29 protein-coding genes are annotated in these 26,489 nt (G+C 72.2%); 20 read left to right on the plus strand and 9 right to left on the minus strand.

The window, feature by feature from the left end; all coding sequences use genetic code 11:
• The first annotated feature begins 62 nt into the window (after positions 1-62).
• The 3 genes from ACGFIO_RS30960 (at position 63) to surE (ending at position 2,303) form a co-directional block, all read left to right on the plus strand.
• Complete coding sequence (locus ACGFIO_RS30960) at positions 63-980, plus strand: cation diffusion facilitator family transporter (RefSeq protein ID WP_392831357.1); 918 nt, start codon at positions 63-65, stop codon at positions 978-980.
• Between the two features lie 109 nt (positions 981-1,089).
• Entirely contained in the window at positions 1,090-1,398 is a 309-nt protein-coding gene (locus ACGFIO_RS30965) for a hypothetical protein (RefSeq protein ID WP_392831359.1), read from the plus strand.
• 74 nt (positions 1,399-1,472) lie between these two features.
• Positions 1,473-2,303 (plus strand): 5'/3'-nucleotidase SurE, encoded by an 831-nt coding sequence (gene surE / locus ACGFIO_RS30970; protein WP_392831362.1) that lies wholly within the window; start codon positions 1,473-1,475, stop codon positions 2,301-2,303.
• A 92-nt stretch (positions 2,304-2,395) separates the two neighbouring features.
• Here surE and ACGFIO_RS30975 read toward each other — a convergent pair whose 3' ends face one another.
• Positions 2,396-3,256: a serine/threonine-protein kinase gene (locus tag ACGFIO_RS30975; RefSeq protein ID WP_392831365.1), complete on the minus strand. Its 861-nt coding sequence runs from the start codon at positions 3,254-3,256 to the stop codon at positions 2,396-2,398.
• Between the two features lie 62 nt (positions 3,257-3,318).
• Positions 3,319-3,675 (minus strand): STAS domain-containing protein, encoded by a 357-nt coding sequence (locus ACGFIO_RS30980; RefSeq protein WP_392831367.1) that lies wholly within the window; start codon positions 3,673-3,675, stop codon positions 3,319-3,321.
• A 365-nt stretch (positions 3,676-4,040) separates the two neighbouring features.
• Here ACGFIO_RS30980 and ACGFIO_RS30985 point away from each other — a divergent pair, with 365 nt between their 5' ends.
• From ACGFIO_RS30985 to ACGFIO_RS31000, 4 genes are all read left to right on the plus strand, one after another.
• Entirely contained in the window at positions 4,041-4,622 is a 582-nt protein-coding gene (locus tag ACGFIO_RS30985) for a hypothetical protein (protein WP_392831369.1), read from the plus strand.
• A 299-nt stretch (positions 4,623-4,921) separates the two neighbouring features.
• A complete protein-coding gene (locus ACGFIO_RS30990) occupies positions 4,922-6,367 on the plus strand; it encodes a serine/threonine-protein kinase (RefSeq protein WP_392831371.1) in 1,446 nt (481 codons plus the stop codon).
• 6 nt (positions 6,368-6,373) lie between these two features.
• Positions 6,374-7,219 (plus strand): MerR family transcriptional regulator, encoded by an 846-nt coding sequence (locus ACGFIO_RS30995; protein ID WP_392831374.1) that lies wholly within the window; start codon positions 6,374-6,376, stop codon positions 7,217-7,219.
• 73 nt (positions 7,220-7,292) lie between these two features.
• Complete coding sequence (locus tag ACGFIO_RS31000; RefSeq protein ID WP_392831376.1) at positions 7,293-7,940, plus strand: hypothetical protein; 648 nt, start codon at positions 7,293-7,295, stop codon at positions 7,938-7,940.
• A 48-nt stretch (positions 7,941-7,988) separates the two neighbouring features.
• Here ACGFIO_RS31000 and ACGFIO_RS31005 read toward each other — a convergent pair whose 3' ends face one another.
• Positions 7,989-9,731, minus strand: coding sequence for a bifunctional metallophosphatase/5'-nucleotidase (locus ACGFIO_RS31005; RefSeq protein ID WP_392831564.1), 1,743 nt, complete (start codon positions 9,729-9,731; stop codon positions 7,989-7,991).
• An 84-nt stretch (positions 9,732-9,815) separates the two neighbouring features.
• Between ACGFIO_RS31005 and ACGFIO_RS31010 the strand changes: the two genes are divergently transcribed.
• The 8 genes from ACGFIO_RS31010 to ACGFIO_RS31045 all read left to right on the plus strand — a co-directional run bounded on the left by ACGFIO_RS31010 (position 9,816) and on the right by ACGFIO_RS31045 (position 18,016).
• A complete protein-coding gene (locus tag ACGFIO_RS31010) occupies positions 9,816-10,643 on the plus strand; it encodes a hypothetical protein (RefSeq protein WP_392831379.1) in 828 nt (275 codons plus the stop codon).
• Positions 10,640-11,197, plus strand: a complete 558-nt coding sequence (locus ACGFIO_RS31015) for a DUF4129 domain-containing protein (RefSeq protein WP_392831381.1) — start codon at positions 10,640-10,642, stop codon at positions 11,195-11,197. Before ACGFIO_RS31010 ends, ACGFIO_RS31015 begins: the two co-directional genes overlap by 4 nt.
• A gap of 50 nt (positions 11,198-11,247) precedes the next feature.
• Positions 11,248-12,468, plus strand: coding sequence for a DUF4350 domain-containing protein (locus ACGFIO_RS31020; RefSeq protein ID WP_392831383.1), 1,221 nt, complete (start codon positions 11,248-11,250; stop codon positions 12,466-12,468).
• Entirely contained in the window at positions 12,465-13,415 is a 951-nt protein-coding gene (locus tag ACGFIO_RS31025) for an AAA family ATPase (RefSeq protein ID WP_392831385.1), read from the plus strand. Before ACGFIO_RS31020 ends, ACGFIO_RS31025 begins: the two co-directional genes overlap by 4 nt.
• Complete coding sequence (locus tag ACGFIO_RS31030; protein ID WP_392831387.1) at positions 13,415-14,734, plus strand: DUF58 domain-containing protein; 1,320 nt, start codon at positions 13,415-13,417, stop codon at positions 14,732-14,734. The genes ACGFIO_RS31025 and ACGFIO_RS31030 overlap by 1 nt, the downstream gene beginning before the upstream one ends.
• A 113-nt stretch (positions 14,735-14,847) precedes the next feature.
• Positions 14,848-15,654, plus strand: coding sequence for an SDR family oxidoreductase (locus ACGFIO_RS31035; protein WP_392831389.1), 807 nt, complete (start codon positions 14,848-14,850; stop codon positions 15,652-15,654).
• 107 nt (positions 15,655-15,761) lie between these two features.
• Positions 15,762-16,655: a helix-turn-helix transcriptional regulator gene (locus tag ACGFIO_RS31040; protein ID WP_392831392.1), complete on the plus strand. Its 894-nt coding sequence runs from the start codon at positions 15,762-15,764 to the stop codon at positions 16,653-16,655.
• Between the two features lie 200 nt (positions 16,656-16,855).
• Entirely contained in the window at positions 16,856-18,016 is a 1,161-nt protein-coding gene (locus ACGFIO_RS31045) for an MFS transporter (RefSeq protein WP_392831393.1), read from the plus strand.
• Between the two features lie 85 nt (positions 18,017-18,101).
• Here ACGFIO_RS31045 and ACGFIO_RS31050 read toward each other — a convergent pair whose 3' ends face one another.
• A complete protein-coding gene (locus ACGFIO_RS31050) occupies positions 18,102-18,968 on the minus strand; it encodes an alpha/beta fold hydrolase (RefSeq protein ID WP_392831395.1) in 867 nt (288 codons plus the stop codon).
• Positions 18,969-19,030: 62 nt separating this feature from the next.
• Positions 19,031-19,756, minus strand: a complete 726-nt coding sequence (locus ACGFIO_RS31055; protein ID WP_392831397.1) for an SDR family oxidoreductase — start codon at positions 19,754-19,756, stop codon at positions 19,031-19,033.
• 66 nt (positions 19,757-19,822) lie between these two features.
• Between ACGFIO_RS31055 and ACGFIO_RS31060 the strand changes: the two genes are divergently transcribed.
• The gene (locus ACGFIO_RS31060) at positions 19,823-20,431 is read left to right on the plus strand and encodes a TetR family transcriptional regulator (RefSeq protein ID WP_392831399.1); all 609 of its coding nucleotides are present in this window, start codon (positions 19,823-19,825) and stop codon (positions 20,429-20,431) included.
• 19 nt (positions 20,432-20,450) lie between these two features.
• Here ACGFIO_RS31060 and ACGFIO_RS31065 read toward each other — a convergent pair whose 3' ends face one another.
• Positions 20,451-21,236 (minus strand): SAM-dependent methyltransferase, encoded by a 786-nt coding sequence (locus ACGFIO_RS31065; RefSeq protein WP_392831401.1) that lies wholly within the window; start codon positions 21,234-21,236, stop codon positions 20,451-20,453.
• A 239-nt stretch (positions 21,237-21,475) separates the two neighbouring features.
• Here ACGFIO_RS31065 and argS point away from each other — a divergent pair, with 239 nt between their 5' ends.
• Positions 21,476-23,110, plus strand: a complete 1,635-nt coding sequence (gene argS / locus ACGFIO_RS31070) for an arginine--tRNA ligase (RefSeq protein ID WP_392831403.1) — start codon at positions 21,476-21,478, stop codon at positions 23,108-23,110.
• Here argS and ACGFIO_RS31075 read toward each other — a convergent pair.
• Positions 23,060-23,968, minus strand: a complete 909-nt coding sequence (locus ACGFIO_RS31075; RefSeq protein WP_392831406.1) for an RDD family protein — start codon at positions 23,966-23,968, stop codon at positions 23,060-23,062. The two genes, argS and ACGFIO_RS31075, sit on opposite strands and share 51 nt — an antisense overlap.
• Positions 23,969-24,004: 36 nt before the next feature.
• On the opposite strand from ACGFIO_RS31075, the gene ACGFIO_RS31080 reads away from it, so the two are divergent.
• Genes ACGFIO_RS31080 through ACGFIO_RS31090 form a run of 3 tightly spaced genes read left to right on the plus strand, consistent with a single transcriptional unit; the run spans position 24,005 to position 25,838 of the window.
• The gene (locus tag ACGFIO_RS31080; RefSeq protein ID WP_392831408.1) at positions 24,005-25,000 is read left to right on the plus strand and encodes a stage II sporulation protein M; all 996 of its coding nucleotides are present in this window, start codon (positions 24,005-24,007) and stop codon (positions 24,998-25,000) included.
• A complete protein-coding gene (locus tag ACGFIO_RS31085) occupies positions 24,997-25,434 on the plus strand; it encodes a protein-tyrosine phosphatase family protein (RefSeq protein WP_392831411.1) in 438 nt (145 codons plus the stop codon). Before ACGFIO_RS31080 ends, ACGFIO_RS31085 begins: the two co-directional genes overlap by 4 nt.
• Positions 25,389-25,838, plus strand: a complete 450-nt coding sequence (locus tag ACGFIO_RS31090; protein ID WP_392831413.1) for a DUF2809 domain-containing protein — start codon at positions 25,389-25,391, stop codon at positions 25,836-25,838. The genes ACGFIO_RS31085 and ACGFIO_RS31090 overlap by 46 nt, the downstream gene beginning before the upstream one ends.
• Here ACGFIO_RS31090 and ACGFIO_RS31095 read toward each other — a convergent pair.
• Both ACGFIO_RS31095 and ACGFIO_RS31100 read right to left on the minus strand, forming a co-directional pair.
• Entirely contained in the window at positions 25,799-26,314 is a 516-nt protein-coding gene (locus ACGFIO_RS31095) for a DinB family protein (RefSeq protein WP_392831415.1), read from the minus strand. The two genes, ACGFIO_RS31090 and ACGFIO_RS31095, sit on opposite strands and share 40 nt — an antisense overlap.
• Before the next feature lie 31 nt (positions 26,315-26,345).
• Positions 26,346-26,486 (minus strand): hypothetical protein, encoded by a 141-nt coding sequence (locus ACGFIO_RS31100; RefSeq protein WP_392831417.1) that lies wholly within the window; start codon positions 26,484-26,486, stop codon positions 26,346-26,348.
• Positions 26,487-26,489 lie beyond the last annotated feature (3 nt).

The following is a 26,489-nucleotide window of genomic DNA, read 5'->3' on the forward strand; positions in this document are numbered from 1 at the left end:
GCACACATAGCAATACGAACATATATTGGTTGGGGTCTGCCGCCGCGTCGGAGGGTTGTGTCATGGGAGCCGGTCACGACCACGGGAGCGCGGTCCAGCACGCCGGTGGGCGGCACCGCACCCGGCTGTGGTGGGCGGGCGGCCTGCTGGCGGCGTTCATGCTGGTCGAGGCCGCGGCCGCCTGGGCCACCGGGTCCCTCGCCCTGCTCTCCGACGCCGGCCACATGTTCACCGACGTGCTCGGCATCGGGATGGCCCTGGCCGCGATCACCGCCGCCGCCCGGCCGCCGGGCGCCGACTCGCAACGCACCTTCGGGCTCTACCGCCTCGAGGTGCTCGCCGCGCTGGCCAACGCGCTGCTGCTCACCGGCGTCTCGATCTACGTGCTGATCGAGGCGGTCCGCCGGTTCACCGACCCGCCCGACGTGCCGGCCGGCTGGATGTTCCTGGTCGCCACCGGCGGGCTGATCGTCAACATCGTGGCGTTCCTGCTGCTCCGGGCGGGCGCGGCCGAGAGCATCAACGTGCGCGGGGCGTACCTCGAGGTGATCGGTGACCTGCTCGGCTCGGCCGGGGTGATCGTCGCCGCCGTGGTGATCGCACTGACCGGGTGGTCGTACGCCGACCCGATCGTCGCCGTGCTGGTGGCGCTGATGATCCTGCCGCGGACCCTGGCGCTGGCCCGGTCGGCCGTACGCATCCTGGTCCAGGCCGCGCCCAAACACCTGGACGTGACCGTCGTGCGCGACCGGCTCGCCGCCGTGCCCGGCGTCTGCGACGTGCACGACCTGCACGTCTGGACGCTGACCTCGGGCATGGACGTGGCGTCGGCCCACCTCAGCCTGGAACCCGCCGCCGAACTGGGCCAGGTGCTGGCCGGGGCGCGCGAGGCGCTGCACGACGACTTCGCCATCGAGCACGCCACGCTGCAGGTCGAGCCGGTGGGCGCCGGGGGCGGGTGCACACCGGCCGGCTGGTGACCCTTCCAGTGGTACACATATCGGGCCTCCGCCACGCGGATGCCCGATATGCCGACCACTGAGGTCACCCGGTTGTGGCGGCCGTCACAGCGGGCGCATCATGAGGGGCATGACCACGGTCACGCACCAGCCCCGCGTCATCTGGAACGCGGCCCGGGCCTTCGTCGTCATGGCGGAGGCGCCCTACTACCAGGACTTCGCCGAGCAGGTGAGGCGGCGGCTCGGCCCGGACGTGCACGACGCGCTGTCCACGACCCGGGAACGGCTGCTGGACAACCAGGTACGCACCGGCGGCGACCGGCGGGTGGCCGACATCGAGCGCGGCGCCTGGCGCGTACGGCTGGAAGAGCTGTTGCGGTCCCGCCCCGATCTCGCCGACGTGCTCCTCGAACTCTCCACCACGGTGCTGCGTTACTGATCTTCCGTTCGCCCGGCGCTCCGCACGGACATCCGTGACAATTGGGGCATGAGCCGGGTCATGGTGTTCGACACATGAGCGAACGCATCCTGATCACCAACGACGACGGCATCGACGCGCCCGGCCTCCGCTGGCTGGCCAAGGCCGCGCAGCGGGCCGGGCACGACGTCGTGGTGGCCGCGCCGATGACCGAGGCCAGCGGCAGCAGCGCGTCGATGACCGCGATCGAGGAGGACGGCAAGATCGTCGTCGAGCCGCGTGAGCTGGCCGGCGCCCGGAACGTGCCCGCGTACGGGGTGGCCGCCTCGCCCGCCTTCATCGTGCTGCTGGCGCTGCGCGACGCCTTCGGCGCGGCGCCCGCGGTGGTGCTCTCCGGGATCAACCGCGGCGCCAACGCGGGGGCGGCCGTCGTGCACTCGGGCACGGTCGGGGCCACGCTCACCGCGGCTCACGCCGGTCTGCGCGGGCTGGCCGTCTCGCTCGACGTGCTCACCCCGGCGGCGGCCGGCGGCGGCGCACCCGACGCGATCGACCAGGCCGACGACGAGAAGCGACACTGGGGCAGCGCGGCCGGCCTGGCCGTGCAGCTGCTGCCGGTGCTGGCCCACACGCCGGCCGGCACGATCCTCAACCTCAACGTGCCCGACCTGCACGTCGACGGGATCCGGGGGCTGCGGCGGACGGCGCTGGCCCGGTTCGGGCAGGTGCAGGTGAGCATCGCGGAGCGGTCCGAGGGTTTCGTGCGCACGGCGGTGCAGGCGGCGCAGGAAAACCTCGAGCCGGGTACGGATCTGGCCGCGCTGGCCGAGGGGTACGCCTCCGTGACGCCGCTGCGGTCCCCCTCGGAAAATCGTGACGTGCGACTCAACCTCGAGTCGATCCGCGTCCAGACTCCCGCCTTCTGACCCACCACCCACCGCCCCGTCCCACTAGAGGCGGGGGTGCTAGGGCCGGGCGGTGGCGCGGGGCGGGACGGCGCGCGGGGCTACCACTGGGTTTAGGCAAGGGGGGCGGTTTTGGGGGTGTCGAGGAGGGACCAGAGGTCGCGGGCCGCCTCGCGGGCCGTGGGGCGCAGGCGCGGCGTCTTGGCCATGCAGTCGCGGACCAGGTCGCGCAGGCGGGACGGCAGCCCGGGCACGGCCAGGACCGGCGTCGGCGCCAGGTGGGCGGTCCGGCCGGCGACCCGGATGGTGGCGGCCACGGCCGGCGGGTACGGCGAACGCCCGGTCACCATCTCGTAGAGGAGCACGCCCAGCGTGTAGACGTCGTCGGCGACCGGGCCGGGCCAGTCGCCCAGCCGGGTCCGCCCGAACCCGTCGGCGACCGGGTCGGGCCAGTCGACCGGCCCGACCCGCCCTGACCCGTCGGTAGCCGGGCCGGGTGAGTCGACCGGCCGGGCCAGCCCGAAGTCGATGATCTTGGGGCCGGTGGGGGTCAGCATCACGTTGCGGGCCGAGAGGTCGCGATGGGCCACGCCGCGGCGGTGGGCCACGGCCAGGACGTCGGCGGTGGCGGCGGCGATCCGGGCGGCGCTCCGCCATGGCAGCGGGCCGCCGGTCAGGCGTTCGGTCAACGGCCGGCCGCGCAGCAGTTCGAGCACGAGGTAGGGGGCCACGGTGCCGTCCGGCAGCGGTGCCTGGCCGTAGGCGAAGACCCGGGGCACGCTCGGGTGCCGCAGCCGGTCGGTGAGCACGGCCTCGCGGCGGGCGTCGCTGCCGGATCCGAGGATCTTGACGGCGCGCTCACGGCCGTCGGCGGCGTCCACCGCGGCATAGACGGTGGAGACGCCGCCCTGGCCGATGGCGCGGACGAGCACGTACCGCCGGTCGATGCTCGTCCCAAACAGAAGTCGCGCCACGGGAGCGGATCTTTCCGCAACTCCTGTGGCGCGACCACGGTGCAAAAGGAAGCTTAAAGGTGTCAGGTTCCCGACACCGCTGGGTGGCTCGCCCCCTCGCCGTGCGGAGCCGGGTTGCCGAACAACCCCAGCAGCCCGGTCACCCACAGTTGTCGATGGGCGAACCGGCTCGGCCGCGTGACCACGACCTTTACCCCCGAGATGCCGGCCACCTGATGTGCGCTCACCAGAGCGCTGATTCCCACCGAGTCGATGAACGTCACATCCTGCATGTTGAGCTCGATGCGCTTCGGCGTCCCCTCCGCCATCGCGGCCGCCACCGCGTCTTTGATCATGTACGCGTTCTCCACGTCGATCTCCCCCGCGGGTGCCACCTCGACCGTCTGGTCGGTGGCCGTCCGTGTTATCGACAGCGTCACGCCTCAACCTCCACCCACCCGGGTTGCCCGCGGGCGTCTGCTCCAAAAGCCGGGGTCGGTTACCCCCGAAGAGTCCGGTGAAACTGCCCCGCCAGGCTATGCACCGAACCTGTTAGCCACCTGAGTGCCGGCCATGCAAACGCGTCCAACCCTACTCAGCCCGGTCCAGTTCTTTTCCGGTGGTGACGATCTATTGACAACATCACTGCGGAGGGTTGCCACCGCTGCCTGATGCAGCATGCAGAAGATCGTGCCGGTTGCGAGGACGTGGCATGTTTGCGCGGGCGTGACGCGCGTGGTGTTTGCCCGCCGCGCGCGTTGGGCACGGTGGGATGAACCTGGCGGACCGGAAGGCGGGACAGGCGATGTCGAGGAAGAACAAGGCTGAGCAGACGGCTGCTCAGGCGTGGGAATATCTGTCGTCCGCGGTCGCCACGGCCGGTGACGCGGGCGTGCACGCGGTCGATGTGACCAGCTCCGGGGCGTCCAAGCTGGCGCACCGGGCGGCGAAGAAGTCGTCCAAGCTGGCCGACAAGGCCGCGCGGCGATCGGCCAAGTTCGCCGACCGGGCGTCGCGCACGTCCTCGCGGGTCGCCGACCGGGCGGCGCAGAAATCAGCGCGGTTCGCCGACCAGGCGGCCGAGTTCGCGGCCCAGGCCCAGAGCTCGGGGCTCAAGCTGGCCGGCACCGCCGGTGACCGGGTCGCGGCGGCCAAGGACGAGGCCTGGACCAGGGCCGCGCTGGCCGCCGACGCCCTGGCCGGGCGGCGTCGGGGCCTGCCCTGGGGGCTGCTGATCGGGGCCGGCCTGATCGGCGTGGCGGTCGGCTGGGCGGCGGCCAACGCGGCCCGGGCGGCGGCCGAGCGGCAGGCCTTCGAGGAGGAGCAGGAACTGGCCGACTCGGCGGCGATCGTGACACCCGAGACGCGCGGCTACCACGAGTCCTGAGCGACCCGCCGCCGGTCGGAGCGCCGTTCCGCCCGGCGGCCTTACGCTGTGCTGACGAGTGGTTCTCGGCACAGTCCCCGGGTCACCACCGGCCGGCGATCCGGCGGGTGGTCGTCACCGAACGGGAAGACACCAGGTCAGGGCGTCGGGCCGAGCTGATCGCCGGCACGGCGGCGGGCCGCCGCGTACCACCGCTGGTCCGTCGTCGATCGCGCGGGCCGGTTAGCATGGTCCGTCGGTCACACCTGCCCCACCTGCACCGCGTCCCCTCCACCACCCCACACAGATAGGTCCGCCTGGTGCTCGATGTCGGTCATCTCCTCGACAACCGTTACCGGTTGGACGAGCGCATCGCCACGGGCGGGATGGGTGACGTCTGGAAGGGCACCGACGTCGTGCTCGGCCGGACCATCGCGGTCAAGGTGCTCCGCGACAGCATGATGTCCGACCCGGAGTTCTCGGCCCGGTTCTACGGCGAGGCCCGGATGATGGCGGCGTTCCGGCACCCGGGCGTGGTCGAGGTGTTCGACTACGCCAGCTCCACCGGCGACGGCGACGACCAGTGCGCCTACCTGGTCATGGCCTATGTCGAGGGCGAGCCGTTGTCCACCCGGCTCAAGGAGGTCGGCCGCCTCGACGTCACCGAGACCATGTCGATCGTGTCCCAGGCGGCCGACGCCCTGCACGCCGCGCACGAGAACGGCACCGTCCACCGCGACGTGAAGCCGGGCAACCTGATGATCCGGCCGACCGGCGCGGTCATCCTGGTCGACTTCGGCGTGGCCCGGTCCAACGCGGTGACCAGCGTGACCGGGGTCAACTCGATCGTCGGCACCGCCCTCTACATGGCCCCCGAGCAGGTCGCCAAGGGCAAGGTGAGCCCGGCCACCGACATCTACGCGCTCGGCGCGGTGGCCTACCACTGCCTGGCCGGCCGGCCCCCGTTCGACGGCGACAACGCCCTCCAGGTCGCGCTGATGCACCTCGAGGACGAGCCGCCGCCACTGCCCGACGACGTGCCCGGGCCGGTCCGCGAGCTGATCAGCCGCGCGATGGCCAAGCACCCGGACGACCGTTTCACCAGCGCCGCCGAGTTCGCCGAGGCCGCCCTGGCCGCGACGCGCCCGCTCGACTACCGGGCGCTGACCGGCACCTCACTGACCGGCACGTCGCTGACCGCGCCGATGAGCCCGGCGGCGATGGCCTCCGCTCCCCCGACCCGGGCGGTGCCGACGCCGCGCGACATCCCGATGGCCCCGCCCCCGCCACCGCGCCGCAAGGGCTCGCGCGGGCAGCTGGCCGTGCTCGTCATGGTCATCGCCCTCGGGCTGGCCGCGGCCGGCCTGGCGCTGGCGCTGGCACTGCGGCCCACCAACGGTGAGACCGCCGAACTCAAGCCCACGCCGACGCCGTCGGTCAAGGACACCGAGAGCGAGGAGCCAGAGGCTCCGGCCACGCCGGTCGAGACCCGCAACGCCGACGACAATGACGACAGCGGTCCCAACCTCCCGCAGCTGCCGACCAAGAAGGCGACGCCGAGCAAGTCGTCCTCGCCGACCCCGTCGAAGACGACCAAGCCGCCGGTGGAGGACAGCAAGCCACCGGACACCCCGCCGGACGACGGCGATCCCCCGCCCGGCGACGGCGAGAGCACCCCGCCCGGCGGCGGCGAGAACCCGGGCGGCGGCACCGAGGGTGGCACCAACCAGGGGCAGGGTGCCGGCGCCGGCGGCACGCAGCCCTGACCCGTCGTGTTCGGCATCGGGGAGTTCGCCAACCTCGGCCGGGTGTCGGTGCGGATGCTGCGGCACTACGACGCCATCGGGCTGCTGCGGCCGGCCCGGGTCGACCGGTCCAGCGGCTACCGCTACTACACCGCGGCCCAGCTCAACCCCCTCAACCGGATCGTCGCGCTGAAAGAGCTGGGCTTCACGCTGGAGCAGGTCCAGACCATGATCGGTGAGAAGGTGGACCCGGCCGAGCTGCGCGGCATGCTGCGGTTGCGGCGGGCCCAGCTGGCCGAGCAGGTGGCCGCCGACAACACGCGCCTGGCCCAGGTGGACGCACGGCTGCGGATGATCGAGACGGCCGGGGTGCTGGACACCGCTGAGGTCGTACTCAAATCCGTGCCCGCGCAGCGTGTCGCCCAGCTGAGCGCACCCATCGCCAACTACCTGGCGGCCGACATCGCGCCGGCCCTCACACCGCTCTATCCGCAGCTGATAAACCGGATGGAGCAGGCCGGGGTACGCATGACCGGCGCGCCACTGGCCTGGTACGAGCGTGATTTCAGCGCGGCCCGGGACGAGGCGGCCATCGTGTACGCCGCGTTCCCGATCGCCGGCGAGCCGCCACCCGACCCCGGTTTCGAGGTGTACGAGCTGCCGGCGCTGGACCATGCGGCCACGTTGCTGCACCACGGGCACATGGATCTCTCGTTCCGCACCGGTCAGACGATCGCCGCCTGGATCGACGCCAACGGCTACCGCACGGTCGGCGAGGGTTACGCCCGCGAGATCTACCTCGACTGCCCGCCCGGCGAGTACGCCGCCTGGGTGACCGAGCTCCAGGTGGAGATCGCCGTTCCTCGAATGTGACGGGGAGTGGCTCAGGTCCCGGCATCGGCCGCCGATGACTGCTACCGAGCCGAAACCGGAAAGGCCCCCGCCAATGACGACTCAACTCCCGTACCCGCCGCAGCAGCCGCACCAGCAGCAGAGCCCGCCGGCGTACCCGACCGCCCCGCCGTGGGCCAGCCCGCCGCCGGCGGCCGCCGCGGAGCCGCCGCCCGCCCCGGGAACGCCGTGGGAGGCGCCCTACCCGCAGACCGGGCAGCTGCTGGTGCCCTACCCGGAGGAGATGCGCAACGCCGCCCGGCCCACCCCGCCGGCGTGGTGGCCGGTCGCGATCTGGACCTTCTTCTTCGGCATCCTCGGCACGATCTCGGCGGCCCGCCGCGCCGACCAGGCCCGGCGCGGCGGCAACGGCACGGCGCCGTACTGGATCACCTGGGCGGCGACCATGGCGTTGTCGGCGGTGCTGACGGCAATCCTGGTGTTCGTCGCCTACCCGGCGATCTACAGCGGCGCCGAGCAGAAGGTCACCACCGAGGTCGAGGCCAAGATGCGCACCGACGGCCAGCTCAAGACCATGCTCGGCGTCGGCGCGACCGCGGTGAACTGTGACCCGATCGGCTCGCGGGACCGCACCGGGATCCGGACCTACGACTGTGCGCTGACCCTGGAGGACGAGCGGACCGGCACGCTGACCGTCACCGCGGACACCAACGCCAACTGGAGCGTCGTCCGCCGGAAGTGAGACCCGCGGCGCACCCCCCGGCGGGGAGGGGTGCGCCGCGTACTTCACTCAGGCCGGGAAGACCGGCTCGCCCGCCCGGACCAGCCGCCAGTTGGGCTCGAAGAAGTCGGCCGGGTCGATCACGCCGCGCTGCTGCGCCCGGTCGATGAGCAACTGCCGGATCTCCTGCTGGGCGTTGTAGACCTGGGCCTTCACGATGCCCGGGAAGTTGCCGCCGCCGCTGCGCCGGTAGTTGTTGACGGCCACCACGAACCGCGCGGCCGGGTCGATGTCCAGCACGATCCGCTGCCCCACCGGCCGGCTGATGTCGATGTCGTAGCCGACACCGGAGATCACGTCGTAGTTGTAGTCCGGTACGGCCGGGTCGCTGATCGTGGCCGGGTCGACCGGCGCGCCCGGGGCGAGCGTGACGAAGTACTTGGCTGAATACTCCAGGTAGGCCTTCACCTCAGCGCCGGTGAGGACCACCGCCTCCAGGGTGTTGTCGTAGATGTAGAGCCCGGCCACATCCTTGATCTTCACGTCGCCGCGCGGGAAGACGGCGGTCCGGCTGAACGGCGCCGCGATGGAGAGCACCGGCAGGGCGGCGTACTCGGTCCCGGCCAGCGCGGCGGTCACCGTGTCGGTCTGCACGCGGTTGATGAAGTCCAGGATCGGGGTGTCCCGGTACCGCGACTCGGCCGCGCTCAGCTCCACCGTCGAGGTGGCGACGACCTGGTTCACGTACGCCACGGTCGTGTTGTGCTGTTTGCGGACGGCCTTGAGCACCGCCGGGTCCTCGGCCACCGTGTTGGTGTTGAGCGTGGTCGCCTGCTTGCCGGTGATCGACCAGCGGCCGCGCTCCCGGGTCAGCGTGAAGTCCATCCGGGTCAGCCGCTGCCCCCACTTCGACGGCTCGGACAGCAGCACCTGGTCGCCGGTCGCGCGGTTGGTCACGAAGCGCTGCGGCACGTCGTTGTGGGCGTGGCCGAACAGGATCGCGTCGATGCCCGGCACCTGCTCGGCGATCAGCGCGCTCGGGTTCTCGTTGGGCAGCTCGGGCCCGTAGCTGGAGGTGCCGCTGTCCCCGCCGTGCGCCGACACGAGCACGATGTCGGCCCCGTTACGGCGCATGATCGGCACATACCGGGCCGCGGTCGTGACCAGGTCCTCGAAGCGCAGCAGCCCCTCGACGTTGGCCCGGTCCCAGATGGCCACGCCCGGGTTGGTCAGGCCGAGGATCCCCACCCGCAGCGTCGCGCCACCCACGATCAACTTCTTGATGTGGTACGGGCGGAAGGCCGGCCGCCCCGTCGCCACGTTCACCGCGTTGGCCGCCAGCGCCGGAAACCCCAGCTGATCGATCCACAGATTGAGCAGCGGCAACCCGTAGTTGAACTCGTGATTGCCCAGCGTGACGGCGTCGTAGTGCAGCACGTTCATAGCTCTGGCCATCGGATGCTTGGCACCGGTCTCGGTGATCGGCTCCTGCTTGGCGTAGTAGGTCGCCAGGGGCGTCCCCTGGATCGTGTCACCGGCGTCGAGCACCAGCGTGGTGGTGCCGCGCTCGCCCCGGATCTGGTTGATCAGGGCGGCCAGCTTGGCCACCCCCACATCGTTGTGGGCGCTGTCGTCGTACTCCGCGTCCCGGTAGTAGTCCCAGTTGTAGACGTTGCCGTGGGTGTCCGAGGTGCCGAGCACGGAAAACTTGAACGAGCGGGCGGCGGCGGTGGCCGGCCCACCCGTACCGAACGGCACCACGGCCGCGGCGGCGGTGGCCGCCGAGGCGGTGAGCACGCCGCGCCGAGTCATGCGATAGGTCACCTGAGCACCATAACCATCGATGGGCCAGGGACGCGGCGGCGGCCGGTGACGGGGTGAAATAGGATTCGCCGCATGTCTGGGCAGCCGGAGCTTCCGCTGCGCCCGATGACGCTCGGCGAGCTGCTGGACGCGGCTGTGGCGCTGTTGCGGCGCCGGGCGCTGCCGCTGTTCGGCGCCGCGCTGGTGCTGGCGGCGGCCGAGCAGGCCGGGCTCGGGCTGTTGCGGGCCTGGGCCCACCTCGAACCGCCCTGGTACGGGCCGGCGCAGGAATACCTCATCCCGTGGTGGATCACCGTCGCCGCCGGGTTCGGTACCGAGCTGTTCATTCTCACGCTGCTCGGGGCGTACGCCGCGGCCGCCGCCGGGCCGGCCCTGCTCGGGCAGGAGGTGCGGCACCGGGAGCTGTGGCGGCGGGCCCGCCTGCCGGCCGCGCTCGGGCTGGCGTTCTGGCTGGGGGCGGTCGGCGCGGTGGGCGCGCTGATCGTGGTCATCCCCTGGGCCGTGTTCTACGGGTTCTTCGTGATGACCGCGCCGGCGCTGGTCATCGACCGGGCGCGCAATCCGCTCGGGCGGGCGATGCGGCTGGCCGGGCGGCAGACCGCGCGCGGCTTCTGGATCCTGATCGTCGCCTACCTGAGCTGGGCCGCGGTGCGGGGGGCGCTGGGTGTGGGCTGGACCGAGCTGGTCCGGCTGGTCAGCGGCGCGGAACCGGAATATCAGACCTGGGTGGTGCCGGCGGCGCGGGCGGTCGGCAACGCGGTCGCGTACGCGGCTCTGGCCTGCGTCTCGGCGGTGCTGCTGCTGGACGTACGCATCCGCACCGAAGGTCTCGACATCCTGATCAACCGGACCCGGAGCCTCGGCGGCGACACCGGCACGACCCTGGTGCACGTGCCGTGAGCCGCGCCTGGGACGAGGCCGCCGCCGGCCTCTTCGACGTGATTCCGGCCGGCACCGCGATCCTGCTGCTGCTCTTCCTCGGGGCGCTGGCCGGTGCGCTGTGGTATTTCTGGCCCCGCTGGCTGCCCCGACGTCTCGCCTGGCCCGATTGGCTGCGCCGCCGGCCCCGCAACGAGAAGAAGCCGAAGCCGGTCCCGGTGGCCGACGACGAGGCCCCCGCGCCGGTGATCACGCCGGCCGAACCCGAGAGGGTGGTCGCCGACCTCACGCTGGCCGACCGGCTGGCCGCCGAGGGCCGGTACGCCGAAGCGCTCCGCCAGCGCCTGCGGGTGACGTTGAGCGAGCTGGTGGCCGCCCGCCTGGTCCCGTCCCAGCCGGGCTGGACGGCGGCCGAGCTGGCCGCGATGGCCGGCGGGCAGCGGCCGTCGGTGGCCGGCCCGCTGGGTGGCGCGACCGAGCTGTTCGCCGAGGTCTGGTACGGCCGCCGCACCGCCGCCCAGGCCCACGACCAGCACATGCGCGCCCTGACCGAGCAGATCCGGGCGGCGATATGAGGACGAGGTGGCTGAGGGCGGCGGTCCCCCCGGCCGTGGCGGTGGCGATCGTGGCCACCACGCTGATCACGCACGCCGTACAACAGCCGGATCCGTCCGAACCCACGTACCTCTCGCCCGTGGCCCGCACCGGCGACGGCGCCGCCACCCTGGCCGACCGCCTGACCCAGCAGGGTGTGAAGGTGGAACGGCGGACCAGCACACCGGAGGCGATCGCCGCGGCCACCGCCTCGGGCAGCGCCACCATCTTCGTGCCCGCCCCGGAACTGATGCAGCCGCGCTACCTGAACGACTTCCGGATCATTCCGCAGACGGTACGGCTGGTGCTGGTCGCGCCCAACCGGGCGGTGCTGTCGCGGCTCGGCGCGTACGTGCCGCAGGCCGGCCCACGGTGGACGGCCGCCGCGCCCGGGCCGGGCTGCGACCAGAAGTTCGCCACCGGGCGGGCCGCGGTGCTGCGCTGGCAGTACGCCCCGGTCGAGGGCGAGCTGCTGCGCTGCTACGACGGCGCGGTGGTCGAGGTCGACCGCGAAGGTCCGGCGATCACGCTGGTCGGCGCGCCCGACGCGTTCCGCAACGACCGGCAGGACGAGTGGTCGAACAGCGACTTCGCGGCCGGGCTGCTCGGCCGCGGCAACCGGGTGGTGTGGCTCGACCTGCACGAGCCCGAACCCGAACCGCCACCGGACCCGGTGCAGGAGCAGGCACCGGACGACCCCGACGACACGGACCGGGGCCAGACCGGCAGCGGCGACCAGACCGGCGAGGACAGCGGGTCCGACCAGGGGTCGAGCGACGACAACGGCGGCGGCCAGGCCCAGGCGCCGCAAGAAAAGACGGTCCTCGACGCGTTCCCGCAGTCGTTCTGGGCGGCGGTGCTGCTGCTGATCCTGGCGCTGATCGCGTTCGCGGCCGCGTCCGCGCGCCGGCTCGGGGCGCCGGTCAGCGAGCCGCTGCCGGCCCGGGTGCGCGCGGCTGAGACCGTACGCGGGCTGGGTGGCCTCTATCGCCGGTCCGCCGCGCGCGACGCCTCGCTGGCCACCGTCCAGGCCGCGGCCCTGCGCCGGCTGGCCGCGCATTTCGACCTGCCGCCGAACGACCTCGACGCGGTGTCCGAGCGGGTCGCCGCGCAGCTGAACCTGCCGCCGCACGAGGTGCGGGCAACCCTCGGTGGCGGCACCGACGACACGGACGAGGACATGGCCGCGCGAGCCGCCGCCGTGCAGAGAATGACGCGAGCGGTGCTCGGGGATAGCAAGGGGATGATGTGACGTCTTCGGTGGAGGCGCTCGGCCGGCTGCGCGCCGAGGTCGGCAAGGCCGTGGTCGGCCAGGACGCGGTGGTCGGCGGGGTGGTGATCGCGCTGCTCTGCGGCGGCCACGTGCTGCTCGAGGGCGTACCCGGGGTGGCCAAGACGCTGCTGGTGCGGGCCCTGGCGGCCTCGCTCGACCTGCAGACCAAGCGGGTGCAGTTCACGCCCGACCTGATGCCCGGCGACGTGACCGGCTCGCTGGTGTACGACGCCCGGACGGCCGCGTTCAACTTCCGGGCCGGCCCGATCTTCACCAACCTGCTGCTCGCCGACGAGATCAACCGCACGCCGCCGAAGACGCAGGCCGCCCTGTTGGAGGCCATGGAGGAGCGGACGGTCAGCATCGACGGCGAGTCCCGCCGGCTGCCCGAGCCGTTCATCGTGGCGGCCACCCAGAACCCGATCGAGTACGAGGGCACCTACCCGCTGCCGGAGGCGCAACTGGACCGCTTCCTGCTCAAACTCTCGGTGCCGCTGCCCGAACGGCACGACGAGCTGAACGTGCTGCGCGCCCACCACCACGGTTTCGACCCGCGCGACCTGAAGGCGGCCGGGGTGAGCGCGGTCGCCACCGCCGAAGATCTGGCCGCCGGCCGGGCCGCGGTCCGCCGGGTCGGGGTGACCGACCAGGTCCTGGAGTACATAGTGGACCTGACCCGGGCCACCCGGCAGGCGCCGTCGCTGGAGCTGGGCGCGTCCCCGCGCGGCACCACCGCCCTGCTCGCGGTGGCCAAGGCGCGGGCCTGGCTGAGCGGCCGCGACTACGTGACACCGGACGACGTGAAGGCGTTCGCCCTGCCCACACTCAGGCATCGGGTCCGGTTGAAGGCGGAGGCCGAACTGGACGGCATCACCGTCGACGCGGTGCTGCGCCAGGTGCTGTCGGCCGTGCCCGCGCCGCGCTGATGGTCACTCGCCGGTTCGCGCTGCTGGTCGCCGCGGGTGCGGTCGTCGTCGCGGTGGTGCCCGCGCCGTGGCTGGTGCTGGGCGGCGTGCTGGTGCTGCTGGCCGGCATCGCCGTGCTGGACGCGCTGGCGGCCGGGCCGCTGACCGGCGTCCGGCTCGGCCGCGAGGGTGACACCACGGTGTGGCTGGGCCGGTCGGCGACGGTCACGCTGACCGTCGGCAATGCCTCCGGCAAGCCGATGCGCCTCTCGCTGCGGGACACCTGGGTGCCGTCGGCGGGTGCCGGCCACGAGGAGCACAAACTCTTTCTGGAGCCGGGTACGCAGCAGAGCGTCGTGACCGCGCTGGTGCCGACCCGGCACGGTGACCGGCCGGCCGTGCGCGTGACGCTGCGGTCGTACGGGCCGCTGCACCTCGCCTACCGTCAGCGCCCGGCCGCGTGGAACTCGGCCAACACCCCGGGTTGGACGCTGCGGGTCCTCCCCCGCTTCCCGTCCCGTCGCCTGTTGCCCGAGAAGCTGGCCAAGCTGCGCGTTTTCGACGGCGCGGTGGTGACCCGCGGGCGCGGCCAGGGCACCGAGTTCGACAACCTGCGCGAGTACGTGATCGGTGACGACGTCCGCTCGATCGACTGGCGGGCCAGCGCCCGCGCCCAGGACGTGGTCGTGCGAACCTGGCGCCCCGAACGCGACCGCCGCGTGCTGTGCCTGCTGGACACCGGCCGGACGGCGGCGGCCCGGATCGGCGACGAGCCCCGGCTGGACGCCTGCATCGACGCCGCCCTGCTGCTGTCGGTGCTGGCCACCCGGGCCGACGACCGGGTCGACCTGCTGGCCGTGGACACGGCCGTGCGGGCCCGGGTCGAGGGTGGCGGCCACCGCACCAAGCTGGCCCGCCTGATCGCCGGCCTCGCCGCGCTGGAACCGGCCCTGGTCGAGACCGACTTCGGCCTGGCCGTGGCCGAGCTGCTGCGCCGCGACCACAAGCGCGCCCTGGTGGTCATCTTCACCGCCCTCGACCCGGCCCCGATCATCGAGGGCCTGCTCCCGGTGATGGCCAAGCTGGCCACCCGCCACCGCGTGGTCGTCGCCGGCGTCCGCGACCCCGAGACCGCCCGCCTGGCCCGCCTCCCCGACACCGGCGTGACGGCCGACGACGTCCACGTGGCGGCGGCCGCCGAACTGGCCCTCGACGAACGCGACCGGGTCCGTGCGGTGCTGTCCCAGCTCGGCGTGACGGTCATCGACGAGACCCGCGACCAGTTCGCCTCGAAGGTCGCCGACGTCTACCTGACCCTCAAGGCCGCCGGCCGCCTCTGACGGTTCCCCGCGATCCTGGGAGGCTCTCGCAGTACCTGTATCGCCAGGCTCTCCCCGACATCCGAAACGCCTGCCAGCGTGGTGGAGTCGGAACTCGTCGGAGACGGAGAAAAATGGCGGACAACCAATTCACCCCGCACACCGGACTTTTCGATCTGAGTGGGAAGTACGCCCTGGTCACCGGGGGCACCAAGGGCATCGGAATGATGATCGCGCGCGGCCTTCTCCAGGCGGGCGCCCGCGTCGTCGTCAGCTCACGCGGGGCCGACACGTGCGCGGAGGCACAGCGCCGCTTGTCCGAATTCGGCGACGTCCGGGCGATCCCCGCCGACCTGTCCCGGCACGACGAGTGCCGGCGCCTCGCCGACCTTGTCACGGCCGGCTCGGAACGCCTGGACATCCTGGTCAACAACGCCGGGGCGATGTGGCGCGAGCCGCTGGCGACGTTCCCCGACGAGGCCTGGGACACGGTGCTCGACCTCAACCTCAAGTCGCCGTTCTGGCTGGTGCAGGCCCTGCTTCCGGCACTGCGCCGGGCGGCCACCGCCGACGATCCGGCGCGGGTCATCAACATCGGCAGCATCGCCGCCATCCACGTCGCCCAGGCGCCCAACTATTCGTACGCGAGCAGCAAAGCGGCCCTCCATCAGCTCACCCGGGTGCTGGCCCGGGAACTAGGCCCCCAGCACGTCACCGTGAACGCGGTCGCACCGGGAGTGTTCCCGTCTCGGATGATGGCGTCCACGCTCGACGCCATCGGCGACACGATCGCGGCGGCGGCCCCGCTACGCCGGCTCGGCCGCGACGACGACATGGCCGGTGCGGCGGTGTTTCTCGCCAGCCGGGCCGGGTCCTACCTCACGGGCGCCGTCATCCCGGTGGACGGCGGCATCGCGACGACGGCGACGGGTACCCCCTGAGTCGTGTTCTTGGTGGCCGGGCCGGGCTGCGGCCTCGCCTCGCTCCCGGCCCGGCCACCTCGCAAGGCTCCCTCCCTACCTACCGGGGGAGGGCTTACGGTGAGGGGATGGCGTCGATGGATCTACGCACCGAGATTCGGGAGTTTCTCAGCTCGCGTCGCGCCCGCATCGCACCCGAGCAGGCGGGTCTGCCCGCTTACGGCGGTAATCGTCGGGTCAAGGGTCTGCGCCGCGAGGAGGTGGCGCTGCTGGCCGGAGTGTCAGTCGACTACTACGTACGCCTGGAGCGCGGCAGCCTCGCCGGTGCCTCCGACGGCGTACTCGACGCCCTGGCCTCGGCCCTGCGACTCGACGAGGCCGAACGCGATCACCTGTTCCACCTCGCGCGCCGATCCGGGACGCCCGGCGGCCCACGCCGGCGCAGACCCGCTGCGACGGTGCGTTCGACACTGCGGCAGGTGCTCGACGCCATCTCCGACGCACCGGCCTGGATCTGCAACGGACGCTACGACGTACTCGCCACGAACCAACTCGCCCGTGCGCTGTTCTCGCCGGTGCTGGCCGACCCGCGAAGGCCCGCGAACACGGCACGGTTCGTCTACCTGACTCCCGAGGTGGCCAGAGAATTCTTCGTCGACTATGCGCGGATCGCCGGGGACGTGGCCGCGAAGCTACGCATGGAAGCCGGCCGCGATCCACACGACGAGGAGCTGATCGCCCTGGTCGGCGAACTGTCGACCCGCAGCGAGCTGTTCCGGCAGCGGTGGGCTTCCCGGGACGTGCGGCTGCGCCGATCCGGGCGCAAACGGCTGCACCATCCGATCGTCGGCCGCCTCGACCTGGACGTCGAGTCCCTCGAACTGCCGGCCGAACCCGGCCTGCACCTCACCGTCTACACCGCACCCCCCGGCACGCCGACCGCCGACAATCTGTCGCTCCTGGCGTCGTGGGCCGCGACCCGGCAAACCCCGGCGCCCGACCTCGAAGCCCGCAACGGGTAGCCCACCCCGCGCCGAAAACACTTCCGGACAACCTCACCATCGCGTACGGTCGCACCGTGATCCCCGCCGCCGCCTTCGCCGCGTGGATCACCCCTGACCTGCCGCTGTACGGCAACGATCACGACCGCGGCGACTTCGCTCCCTGAGTTCGTACCTTCCCCCGCGTCCGCGAACGGGAACGTCCGAAACAGGGAAGGGCCATGATTCGTGCTGTCCTGCGTACCCCGCAGGTTCTTCGTGTTCTGATCTCCAGCCAGGTCGGGCGCCTGCCGATGGCGTCGGCCCCGCTGGCACTGCTGATCTTCGCCCGGCAGGCGCACAGCCTCGCGCTGGCCGGGCTCATCGTCGCCACCTACACCGCCGGGATGGCGATCAGCGCGCCGCTGCTGGCCCGGGCCGTCGACCGACGGCGGCAACCTCCGGTGCTGTGGGGCTCGGCCGGGCTGTCAGCGATCGGTTTCGTGCTGGTCGCGTACGGCGGAGACGCTCTCGGCCCGACAGTGGTGGGCGCCCTGGTCGCCGGTCTGGGCTGCCCGCCCCTGGAGGCCTGCCTGCGCGCGCTATGGCCGGCCCTGGTGCGGCCGGCGCTGGTCCCGGTGGCGTACACGCTGGACATCGCCGTACAGGAGATCATCTTCGTCGTGGGGCCGCTGATCACGCTGGCCGCGGTGGCCGTCGCCGGACCGCCGGCGGGGCTGCTGGCCGCGGCGGTGCTGCAGCTGACCGGGGTGGCCGCGTTCGCGACGGCCCCGGTCGTACGCGAATGGCGTGGCATCCCGGCCCGCCGGCACTGGGCCGGACCACTGCGGGTGCGGCGCTTCGCGATCATGGTCGCGGGCGTGGTCTGTGCGGGCGCGGCGGTCGGCAGCCTCCCGGTGGGTCTGACCGGGTACGCCGAAGCCGCCGGCGATCGGTCACTGACCGGCTGGCTGCTCGCCGCGCAGGCCGGCGGCGCGCTGATCGGGGGCCTGCTCTACACCCGTGCGACGCCCGGTGACGCCCGCCGGCTGCCTCGGCTCGCGGCCGCGTTCACGGTGGTCTACCTGCCGCTGCTGACGATGCCGGGCCCGGCGTTGATGGCCGTGCTGGTGGCGGTCAGCGGGCTCGCGTTGCCACCGCTGCTGACCGCGGTGTTCCTGGCCGCCGACCGGCTGGCGCCGCGCGGGACGGCGGTCGAGGCCTTCGCGTGGATCATGACCGCGTTCACCGTCGGTAGCGCGCTCGGTGCGGCGCTGACCGGCCCGTTGGTGCAGAGCCAGCTGCGGTACGGGTTCGCCTTCGCGCCCGCGATCGGCCTGGTCGCGGTGCTCTGCATGGCCCTGGTGTCCGGGCGCCGGACACCGGTGGAGGCGGCCCGATGATCGAGTGTCGCCTCGTCCTCGACCGACCTGTTCACCGCGTGGGTCGTGACGTCCAGGGTGCGGCCGGTGGAGCAGACGAGGTGACCTATTCGCCGTGGGACAGGAAACCCAGCAACGCCTCGGCCACCGCTGCGGGCGCCTGCTCCGCCTGATGGTGCCCGGAGTCGATGACGCGGTGGCGAAGGGAGTTGGCGATCCAGGGGGCCCAGATCGCCGCCGGGTCCCCGTGGAGATCCAGGTCGTCGTGTGCGGATTCCAGAAGCAACGTGGGGCACATGACCTGCCGTCCGGCGGACCGGTCGGCGTCTTCGTGGTCTCGGTCGATGCCCAGGCCGGCCCGGTAGTCCTCACACATTCCGTGTACGACCGCCGGGTCGTGCAGGGCCGTCACGACGTCGGCGTGATTGCCCTCTCCCAGTGCGGCTGGCTCGCCGATGCGGTACCAGGCGTCGGGGTCGGCGCAGATCACCCGCTCCGGTGTGTCGGCCTGCGCGAGGAACCACCAGTGCCAATAGGCCAGGGCGAAGGTGGCGTCGGTACGCTCGAGTTGCTCGATGACCGGCAGGCCGTCCATGACGATCAGGTGCGACACCAGCTCGGGGTGGTCCATGGCCGTGCGAAACGCGACCAGGGCGCCTCGATCGTGCCCGGCCACGGCGAAGCGGTCGTGGCCGAGGTGCGCCATCAGGCGCACCACGTCACCGGCCATCGCTCGCTTGCTCGACTGGGCGTGCCCGGCCGCGTCCGGGGGAAGGGCCGACCCGCCGTACCCGCGCAGGTCGGGAGCCACCACGAAGTGATGCTCGGCGAGCCTCGGGGCGACCGCGTGCCACGTCGTGTGGGTGCGCGGGTGACCGTGCAACAGCACAATCGGCGTGCCGGCGCCCGCGTACCTGACCCGTGTGGTCACCTCACCGACGTCGATGTGGTCGAGCTGGAAGCCGTCGAACATCGAACGGACGCTACCAGCTGACAGCCGGGAGAGGCCCCGGAGCGGTGGACGAGGGGCCGTGGTCACCAGGGGGCGACGGTGCCGTCCCAGGAGAAGAAGGTGCCGGTCGGGCCGTCGGGTGGGAGCAGGGCCAGGCGGACCACCCCGGTGGCGGCCTCGGCCGGGTCCTCGCCGAGTTCGGCCGCGCGCGGGTTGAGGTTGGTGGCGCGCAGGCCGGGGGCCAGGGCGTTGACCTTGATGTTGTCGTCGGCCAGGGCCTGGGCGTAGTAGACGGTCAGGGCGTTCAGGGCGGTCTTGGACGAGCGGTACGCCGCGGCCGCGCCGCCGCCCAGGCGGAAGTCGAACTGCGGGTTGGGGCCGGTGCTCCAGCCCAGCGACCCGGTGCCGCTGGAGACGTTGACGATGCGCGGGCGGGCCGAGTGGCGCAGCACGGGCAGGAACGCGTTGGTGACGGCGACGACGCCGAAGACGTTGGTCTCGTAGACCCGGCGCAGGGTGTCGGCGTCGAGGTCGGGTGCGCGGTGGCCGGCGTCGCTGATGCCGGCGTTGTTGACGAGGATATCGAGCTGGTCGACGTGCTCGGCCGCGGCCGCTATCGACTTCTCGTCGGTGACGTCGAGGACCAGCATCCGTGCGCCGGGGCCGAGTTCGTCCACGGCGGCCTGGCCGCGGGCGGCGTCGCGGGCGCCGACGTGGACGACGAACCCTTCCGCCAGCAGCTGCCGGGCCACCTCTTTACCGATTCCGCTGTTCGCCCCGGTGATGAGGGCGTGTCCCAGCTCTGCCATAGCGGCCTCCCAAACTCCAACGCTTCCGTTGGAATGAGACTACAACGCCTCCGTTGGAATTTGGTAATGTCGGCCATGGCCTGGGACACCGAGGGAACGCGACGCCGGCTCAAGGAGGCGGCGACGGCCGAGTTCGCCGAGTACGGGCTGGACGGCACCAACATGACGCGCATCGCCGCGCGGGCCGGCATCAACAAGGAACGGCTGTACTCGTACTTCGGCGACAAGAACGCCCTCTGGGATGTCGTCCTGGCCGACGAGCTCGACCGGCTGGCCGCGAGCGTCGGCACGGCCGGCACGATGACCGAGAAGATGGGCGACATCGGCGAGTTCGCCGGCGCGACCTACGACTATCACGCCACGCACCCCGAGCTGGGCCGCCTGCTGCAGTGGGAAGGCCTGACCCGCAGGCCCGCCGCCCTGGCCGAGCAGCGGTCGGCGCACTACCGCGAAAAGGTCGACCGCGTCCGGGCGGCCCAGCGCTCCGGCCTGCTCGACGACGGCCTCGACGCCGCCATGCTGATCTTCTCGATGATCGCCCTGGCGGCCTGGTGGCAGACGGTTCCCCAGCTCGCCGAGATGATCACCGGCGGCAACGGCGACGACCAGGCCGAACGCGCCCGCCGCCGGGAGTTCGTGGTGGCCGCCGCCCGCCGCCTGGCCGCACCCCGCTGAGGCTCACGGGGCCGGGGCGTCACGGCTTGCGGCCGACGCCTCCGTAGAGCCAGCCGGTCGGTGCCGGCGTCGGGTCCTGGGCGTCCGGGCGCCAGGTGTCGATCGTCACCAGGCCCGGCTCGACCAGGTCGAAACCGGTGAAGAAGGGCGCGATCTCGGCGTGCGTACGGAAGAAGATCGGGGTCGGCGTACGACGATAGGCGGCCTCGACCCCCTCGGAGGCCTCGCGCGGGTGGTTGTCCACCGTGACGTGCGTGGCGGCGAGGAAGCTGCCGGCCGCGATCCGGTCGCGGAGCACCCGCATGACCGGCTCCTGCTCGTCGTCGCGCAGGAAGTGGGTCATGGCGATCAGCAGGACACCGACCGGGCGGCTGAAGTCGATCAGCTTGCGGACGTCGTCGTGGGCGAAGACGCTCTCGGGGTCGCGCAGGTCGGCGGTGACGACGGTGGTCAGGTCGTCGGTGGCCAGCAGGGCGCGGCCGTGGGTGAGCACGATCGGATCGTTGTCGACGTACGCGACCCGCGCGTCGGGCGCCGCCTTCTGCGCGACCTCGTGGGTGTTGCCGGCGGTCGGCAGCCCGGCGCCGATGTCGACGAACTGGCGGATGCCCTGGCCGACCATGAACCGCACGGCCCGCCGGAGGAAGGCGCGGTTTTCCAGGGCCAGCTGCCGGACCTCGGGCATGGCCTGCTCGACGGCGGCGACGGCCTCCCGGTCGACGGCGAAATTGTCCTTGCCGCCCAGGTAGAAGTCGTACATGCGCGCGACGTGCGGCCGGGTGGTGTCGATACCGAGATCGCTCACAGTGGTACCCCCGAAACCGAAAAGTCCTCTTTGGAGTGATCGTACGTCCGAGCTCCTCAATCAATAACGGCGGGATCCCACCAAGGTTCATGACGTAGGCTGGCCGTCGTGAACAGCGTGCGACGTGACCGACGCCGGGCTCGCCCCGACCGTCCGCGCTGACCCATGTCTCCCGCCGGCGGGTTCGTCCTCGCCGGTCGCGTTGGCTGAACCCTCGGCTCTCTATCCCGAGGATCGCCATGAATCTGGAAGCACTGCTCGCCGATCGGCTGGCCGCCGCGTTCGCCGCGGTCGCCGGGCACCCGCTGGACCCGGCGGTACGCCGCTCGCCGCACGCCGACTTCGCCACCGGCGCCGCCCTCCAGCTGGCCCGCGACCTCGGACGCGATCCCCGCGCGGTCGCGGCGGCCGTACGGGAAAAGGCCGACCTGACCGGCATCGCCACCGCCGAGATCTCGGGTCCTGGGTTCATCAACCTGACAGTGGACGACCGGCTGCTGACCGACGCGAAGCCGGCCATCGGCACGGCCGAGCCACGCACCGTCGTGATCGACTACTCGGCACCCAACGTCGCCAAGGAACTGCAGGTCCACCATCTGCGGTCGACAGTGATCGGGGACGCGGTGGCCCGGCTGCTGACCCGGCTCGGCCATGACGTGCGGCGAGCCAACCACCTCGGCGACTGGGGTACGCCGTTCGGCCTGCTGGTCGAGCACCTGCTCGACGGCGGCGAGCTGAGCATGGACGACCTGACCGGCTTCTATCAGGCGGCGCGGGCCCGGTTCGACAACGACGACGACTTCAAGCGGCGGGCCCGGCTGCGGGTGGTGGCGCTGCAGAACGGGGACGAGCGGACGCTGGCCACCTGGCGGCAGCTGGTCGACGTGTCCGAGAAGCACTTCATGGAGGTGTACGCGCGGCTGGGCGTCACGCTGACCGAGGGCGACTTCGCCGGCGAGAGCTCGTACAACGACGACCTGCCCCGGATCGTCGAGGAACTGGACGCCAAGGGGCTGCTGCGGGTCAGCGACGGCGCCCTGTGCGCGTTCCCGGAGGGTTTCACCGGCCGGGACGGCGAACCGGTCCCGTTGATCGTGCGCAAGAGCGACGGCGGTTTCGGGTACGCGGCCACCGACCTGGCCGCCGTCCGGCACCGGGTGGGCGTGCTCGGGGCCGACCGGCTGCTCTACGTGGTCGGCGCGCCGCAGCGTACCCACTTCCAGATGGTCTGGGCGGTGGCCCGGGCGGCGGGCTGGCTACCCGATCACGTCGAGGTCGAGCACGTCGCGTTCGGGTCGATCCTGGGCACCGACGGCAAGATGCTCAAGAGCCGGTCGGGCGGCACGTTGCGGCTGTCGGCGCTGCTCGATGAGGCTCACCGGCGGGCGGCCGAGCTGACCGGCGGCGACGAGAACGCGGACGCGGTCGGTATCGGCGCGATCAAGTACGCCGACCTGTCCACCGATCGGCGGTCGGACTACGTGTTCGACTGGGACCGGATGCTCGCGCTGACCGGCAACAGCGGACCCTACCTGCAGATGGCGTACGCGCGGATCCGCTCGATCCTGGCCAAGGCCGGCGACTCCGAGCCGGGTCCGGTGACCATCGGGCACCCGAGGGAGCGGGCGCTGGCGCTGGAACTGGCCGCCTTCGAACCCGCCGTCGCCACTGTCGCCGGCACGCTCGAGTTCCACCGGCTCACCGCCTACCTGTACGGGCTGGCCAGCGCCTTCTCCAGCTTCTCGGAGGCCTGCCCGGTGCTGCGGGCCGAGCCCGGCGTACGCGCGAGCCGTCTTGCTCTGTGTGAGCGGACCGCCGAGACGTTACGGCAGGGGCTGGACCTCCTGGGTATCCGCACTCCCGAGCGCCTGTGAGCGGGTGAAACGCTCGATCCGGCCGAAGCCGGGCCAGATTCGCTCGGTCAGCGCGCGGGTGGTCAGCTGCTGGCCGCTCGCGCGCCGGCGCCGCTCGGCCAGCACCGCCGCCAGCAGCATCCACGACGGCGTGCCGGACGGTGGCGGCTGCGGGATCCGGGCCGTCATCTCGTCGGCCAGGCCGTCGGCGAAGCGGTGCGCGTACACCGGCAGAATGTCGCGCGACCGGGCCAGGAAGTGCCGGGCGGCCAGGGCCAGATCGTCGTCGACGCTGTTCAGGTCGGCGGTGGACGCCCACCCGGCCAGCGGCGTCGGCATCGCCGGCATCCAGCCCCACTCGGCCGCCGACCGCTCGTGCACCACGAACGTGCCCGCGGCCAGGTCACCGAGCCGCCGGCCGTGCGGCGACAGGATCATCGTGGTCATGCTGACCACCCACGTGACGAACGGCATGATCAGCCCCGGCCACTCCAGGGTCAGCCCGACCAGCGCGCGGGTCAGCGCGTGCCGCAGCCGGATCGGCCCGCCGTCGGCGCGGACCACCCGCAGGCCGAGGGCGCGTTTGCCCGGGCTTCGGCCGTTGGTCACGGTTTCCACCACCGTCGGGTACGCCAGGACGACGACCACCACGATGACGACCGACATGGCCTGGGTCAGCGCCCCGTCGGCCAGGTCACCGAACGCGAACGGCGCGATCGAGAACACCACCAGGAAGAGGAAGAACGCCAGCACCACCTGGATCGCGGCGTCGATCAGCAGGGCCAGCGCGCGCGAGCCCAGCCGGGCGTACCGGATGTCGACCTCGACGGCTTCACCGTTGACGAGGCGGTCCGGGGTGCTCTGTTCGGTGCCGGGCACGCACCCAGTCAACACCACGGCGGATAACATGCGGCGGTGGACCTCGATGCCTACGTCGCCGAGCGTCGCGGCGAGTGGAATCGCCTCGAGGCGCTGACCCGCCGGCGCAAGCTGCGGCCCGACGAGGCCGACGAGCTGGTGCTGCTCTATCAGCGCGCGGCCACCCATCTGTCGGTGGTGCGCAGCCGCTCCCCCGACCCGGTGCTGGTGGCCGGCCTGTCCCGGCTGGTGCTCGCGGCCCGCGCCACGATCACCGGCACCCGGAAGTTCTCGTGGACGCCGGTGGCCCGGTTCTTCACCACCACGCTGCCCGGTGAGCTCTACCGCACCCGGTGGTGGTGGATCACCGTCGGCGTGCTCTTCATGGTGGCCGCCACGGCGATGGTCCAGTACGTCGCCGGGCATCCCGAGGTGGCCGGCGTCTTCATGAGCGACACCGAGATGAACGACCTGGTCAGCAAGGACTTCGTCAGCTACTACAGCGAGTACCAGGCCCAGAACTTCGCGGCCCGGGTGTGGACGAACAATGCCTGGCTGACGGCACAGTGCCTGGCTTCCGGCGTACTCATCGTGCCGGTCTTCTATCTCCTCGTGCAGAACCTGCTCAACCTGGGCGTGATCGGCGGCGTGATGGTCGGCTCGGGCGCCGGCGACACCTTCCTGACCTATCTCGCCCCGCACGGCTTCCTCGAACTGACCTGCGTCTTCGTCGGCGCCGGGGTGGGCCTGCGGATCGGCTGGGCATGGATCGCGCCGGGCCCGCACCGCACCCGCGCGCAGGCGCTGGGCGAACGCGCCCGCAGCGGCATGCTGGTCGCGCTCGGCCTGGCCCTCGCGCTGTTCGTGTCCGGCCTGCTCGAGGCCTACCTGACCCCGTCGCCGCTGCCCGCCGCCGTGCGCATCGCCATCGGCGTGCTGGTCTGGCTCGGCTTCCTGGCCTACGCCCTCCTTCTCGGCCACTTCGCGCACCACCGGCAGGGGTCGGCCGACCTCGACGAGGACCTGGGCGAAGCGGCGGTGCCGACCCGATGAGCACCTGGGATCCGTCCGGCGCCGGGGTGGTGACGCTGCCGTCCGGGCTGCTGGTCCGCGGCCGGGGCCTGCGCGAGCCGATGCCCGGCGGCCACCCGCCGACGTTCGGGGCCTACCTGCTGGGTCGCCCGCCACCGGAGTTCGGCTGGCCGAGCCGGTGGGTGACCTGGCCCGACTTCCGGTTGCCGCGCGATCCGGCGTACCTCCGGACGGTCCTACGAGAGATCCTCGACCACGCGCGTTCCGGCCGCGCCGAGCTGGCCTGCGGCGGCGGTCGTGGCCGGACCGGCACGGCGCTGGCCTGCCTGGCCATCCTCGACGGCGTCCCTTCGTCACAAGCGGTGCGCTGGGTACGCGAGAACTATCACCCCCGAGCTGTGGAGACCCCGTGGCAGAAGCGTTTCGCCGCCCGATGGACCTCCGGCGCCGCCTGACCGCCCTGGCCGCGGTGGCCGCCTGCCTGGCCGCCGCCCTGGGCATCCGCCTGCTGGCCGGCACGAGCGTCCTGGACAGCGCGGGCACGCTCGCCCAATACTCCGGCACCGCGCTCTACGCCTCGATGATCTACGCGGGCCTGTTCGTGCTGGCTCCCGCACTGCGCCCGGCGATGGCGGCCGCCGTGGCGATCGCGTTCTGCTGGGCGGTCGAACTGTTCCAGCTGACCGGCGTCCCGGCCGGCCTCTCCGCGCACAGCGTCCTGGCCCGCCTCGCCCTTGGCGTCGCCTTCGACCCCGCCGACCTGCTCTGGTACCCCGTCGGAGTCCTCCCCCTCCTGGCCGCCCACGCCTATTTCTCCCATCACTGCCGGCTGATCCGGGGAACCAGCCCGCGGAGGTAGGCGGCCTGGCCGACGTGCTGGGCGCTGTCGTTGAAGACGCTGATCAGGCGCACACCCAGGGTCACCGGCGGATCCCAGCGGGTGTCCACGACCCGGTCCAGATCACCGTCGGACAGCGGCGAGATCCAGCCGATCGCCCGGTCGTGCACGGCCGTGAAGTAGTCGAGGAGCGCCCGCCCATCGCGCGGCCGTACCGCGGCGACATCGTCGGGGCCGTGCCCGAAGCCGGAGTTGCCGTGGTCCGGGGCCAGGCCGAACGTCTCGGCGAAGGCGCCGGTCACCCACAGCTGTTCGGTGTCCATCGATTCGGCCAGGTGGTCCTCGATCCGGCTCAGGTGCCACACCAGCCACCCGACGCTGTTCGCCCCCTCGGCCGGAGCCCAGCGCAACTCCTCCGGTGTCAGCCCGTCGACCGCGGCCTCGACCAGCGCGGGCAGCCGTCCGTACGCATCCAACAGCACATCAGTGGCACGCATGACCGTAACGACGTGCGAATGGCCGGCGGGTTCAGGAGTCCCGGGCGTCGTGATCGGCCCGGGCCGCGTCGATGGCCGGCAGGGTCTCGGCACCCCATTCCGACAATGGCCGGGCCGCGGCCAGCGGGCCCTTTCCGGTCGGCGTGAGCTGGTAGCTGACGCTCGGCGGCATGAC

Source organism: Actinoplanes sp. NPDC049265, assembly GCF_043197135.1.
Taxonomy (GTDB): Bacteria; Actinomycetota; Actinomycetes; order Mycobacteriales; family Micromonosporaceae; genus Actinoplanes.

What these genes read in the sequence shown, in the direction of transcription:
- ACGFIO_RS30960 (WP_392831357.1), top strand. Translation starts at nt 63, where the DNA reads ATGGGAGCCGGTCACGACCACGGGAGCGCGGTCCAGCACGCCGGTGGG.
- ACGFIO_RS30965 (WP_392831359.1), top strand. Translation starts at nt 1,090, where the DNA reads ATGACCACGGTCACGCACCAGCCCCGCGTCATCTGGAACGCGGCCCGG.
- surE (WP_392831362.1), top strand. Translation starts at nt 1,473, where the DNA reads ATGAGCGAACGCATCCTGATCACCAACGACGACGGCATCGACGCGCCC.
- ACGFIO_RS30985 (WP_392831369.1), top strand. Translation starts at nt 4,041, where the DNA reads ATGTCGAGGAAGAACAAGGCTGAGCAGACGGCTGCTCAGGCGTGGGAA.
- ACGFIO_RS31000 (WP_392831376.1), top strand. Translation starts at nt 7,293, where the DNA reads ATGACGACTCAACTCCCGTACCCGCCGCAGCAGCCGCACCAGCAGCAG.
- ACGFIO_RS31005 (WP_392831564.1), bottom strand. Translation starts at nt 9,731, where the DNA reads ATGACTCGGCGCGGCGTGCTCACCGCCTCGGCGGCCACCGCCGCCGCG.
- ACGFIO_RS31010 (WP_392831379.1), top strand. Translation starts at nt 9,816, where the DNA reads ATGTCTGGGCAGCCGGAGCTTCCGCTGCGCCCGATGACGCTCGGCGAG.
- ACGFIO_RS31030 (WP_392831387.1), top strand. Translation starts at nt 13,415, where the DNA reads ATGGTCACTCGCCGGTTCGCGCTGCTGGTCGCCGCGGGTGCGGTCGTC.
- ACGFIO_RS31035 (WP_392831389.1), top strand. Translation starts at nt 14,848, where the DNA reads ATGGCGGACAACCAATTCACCCCGCACACCGGACTTTTCGATCTGAGT.
- ACGFIO_RS31040 (WP_392831392.1), top strand. Translation starts at nt 15,762, where the DNA reads ATGGCGTCGATGGATCTACGCACCGAGATTCGGGAGTTTCTCAGCTCG.
- ACGFIO_RS31045 (WP_392831393.1), top strand. Translation starts at nt 16,856, where the DNA reads ATGATTCGTGCTGTCCTGCGTACCCCGCAGGTTCTTCGTGTTCTGATC.
- ACGFIO_RS31050 (WP_392831395.1), bottom strand. Translation starts at nt 18,968, where the DNA reads ATGTTCGACGGCTTCCAGCTCGACCACATCGACGTCGGTGAGGTGACC.
- ACGFIO_RS31055 (WP_392831397.1), bottom strand. Translation starts at nt 19,756, where the DNA reads ATGGCAGAGCTGGGACACGCCCTCATCACCGGGGCGAACAGCGGAATC.
- ACGFIO_RS31060 (WP_392831399.1), top strand. Translation starts at nt 19,823, where the DNA reads ATGTCGGCCATGGCCTGGGACACCGAGGGAACGCGACGCCGGCTCAAG.
- argS (WP_392831403.1), top strand. Translation starts at nt 21,476, where the DNA reads ATGAATCTGGAAGCACTGCTCGCCGATCGGCTGGCCGCCGCGTTCGCC.
- ACGFIO_RS31085 (WP_392831411.1), top strand. Translation starts at nt 24,997, where the DNA reads ATGAGCACCTGGGATCCGTCCGGCGCCGGGGTGGTGACGCTGCCGTCC.
- ACGFIO_RS31095 (WP_392831415.1), bottom strand. Translation starts at nt 26,314, where the DNA reads ATGCGTGCCACTGATGTGCTGTTGGATGCGTACGGACGGCTGCCCGCG.
- ACGFIO_RS31100 (WP_392831417.1), bottom strand. Translation starts at nt 26,486, where the DNA reads ATGCCGCCGAGCGTCAGCTACCAGCTCACGCCGACCGGAAAGGGCCCG.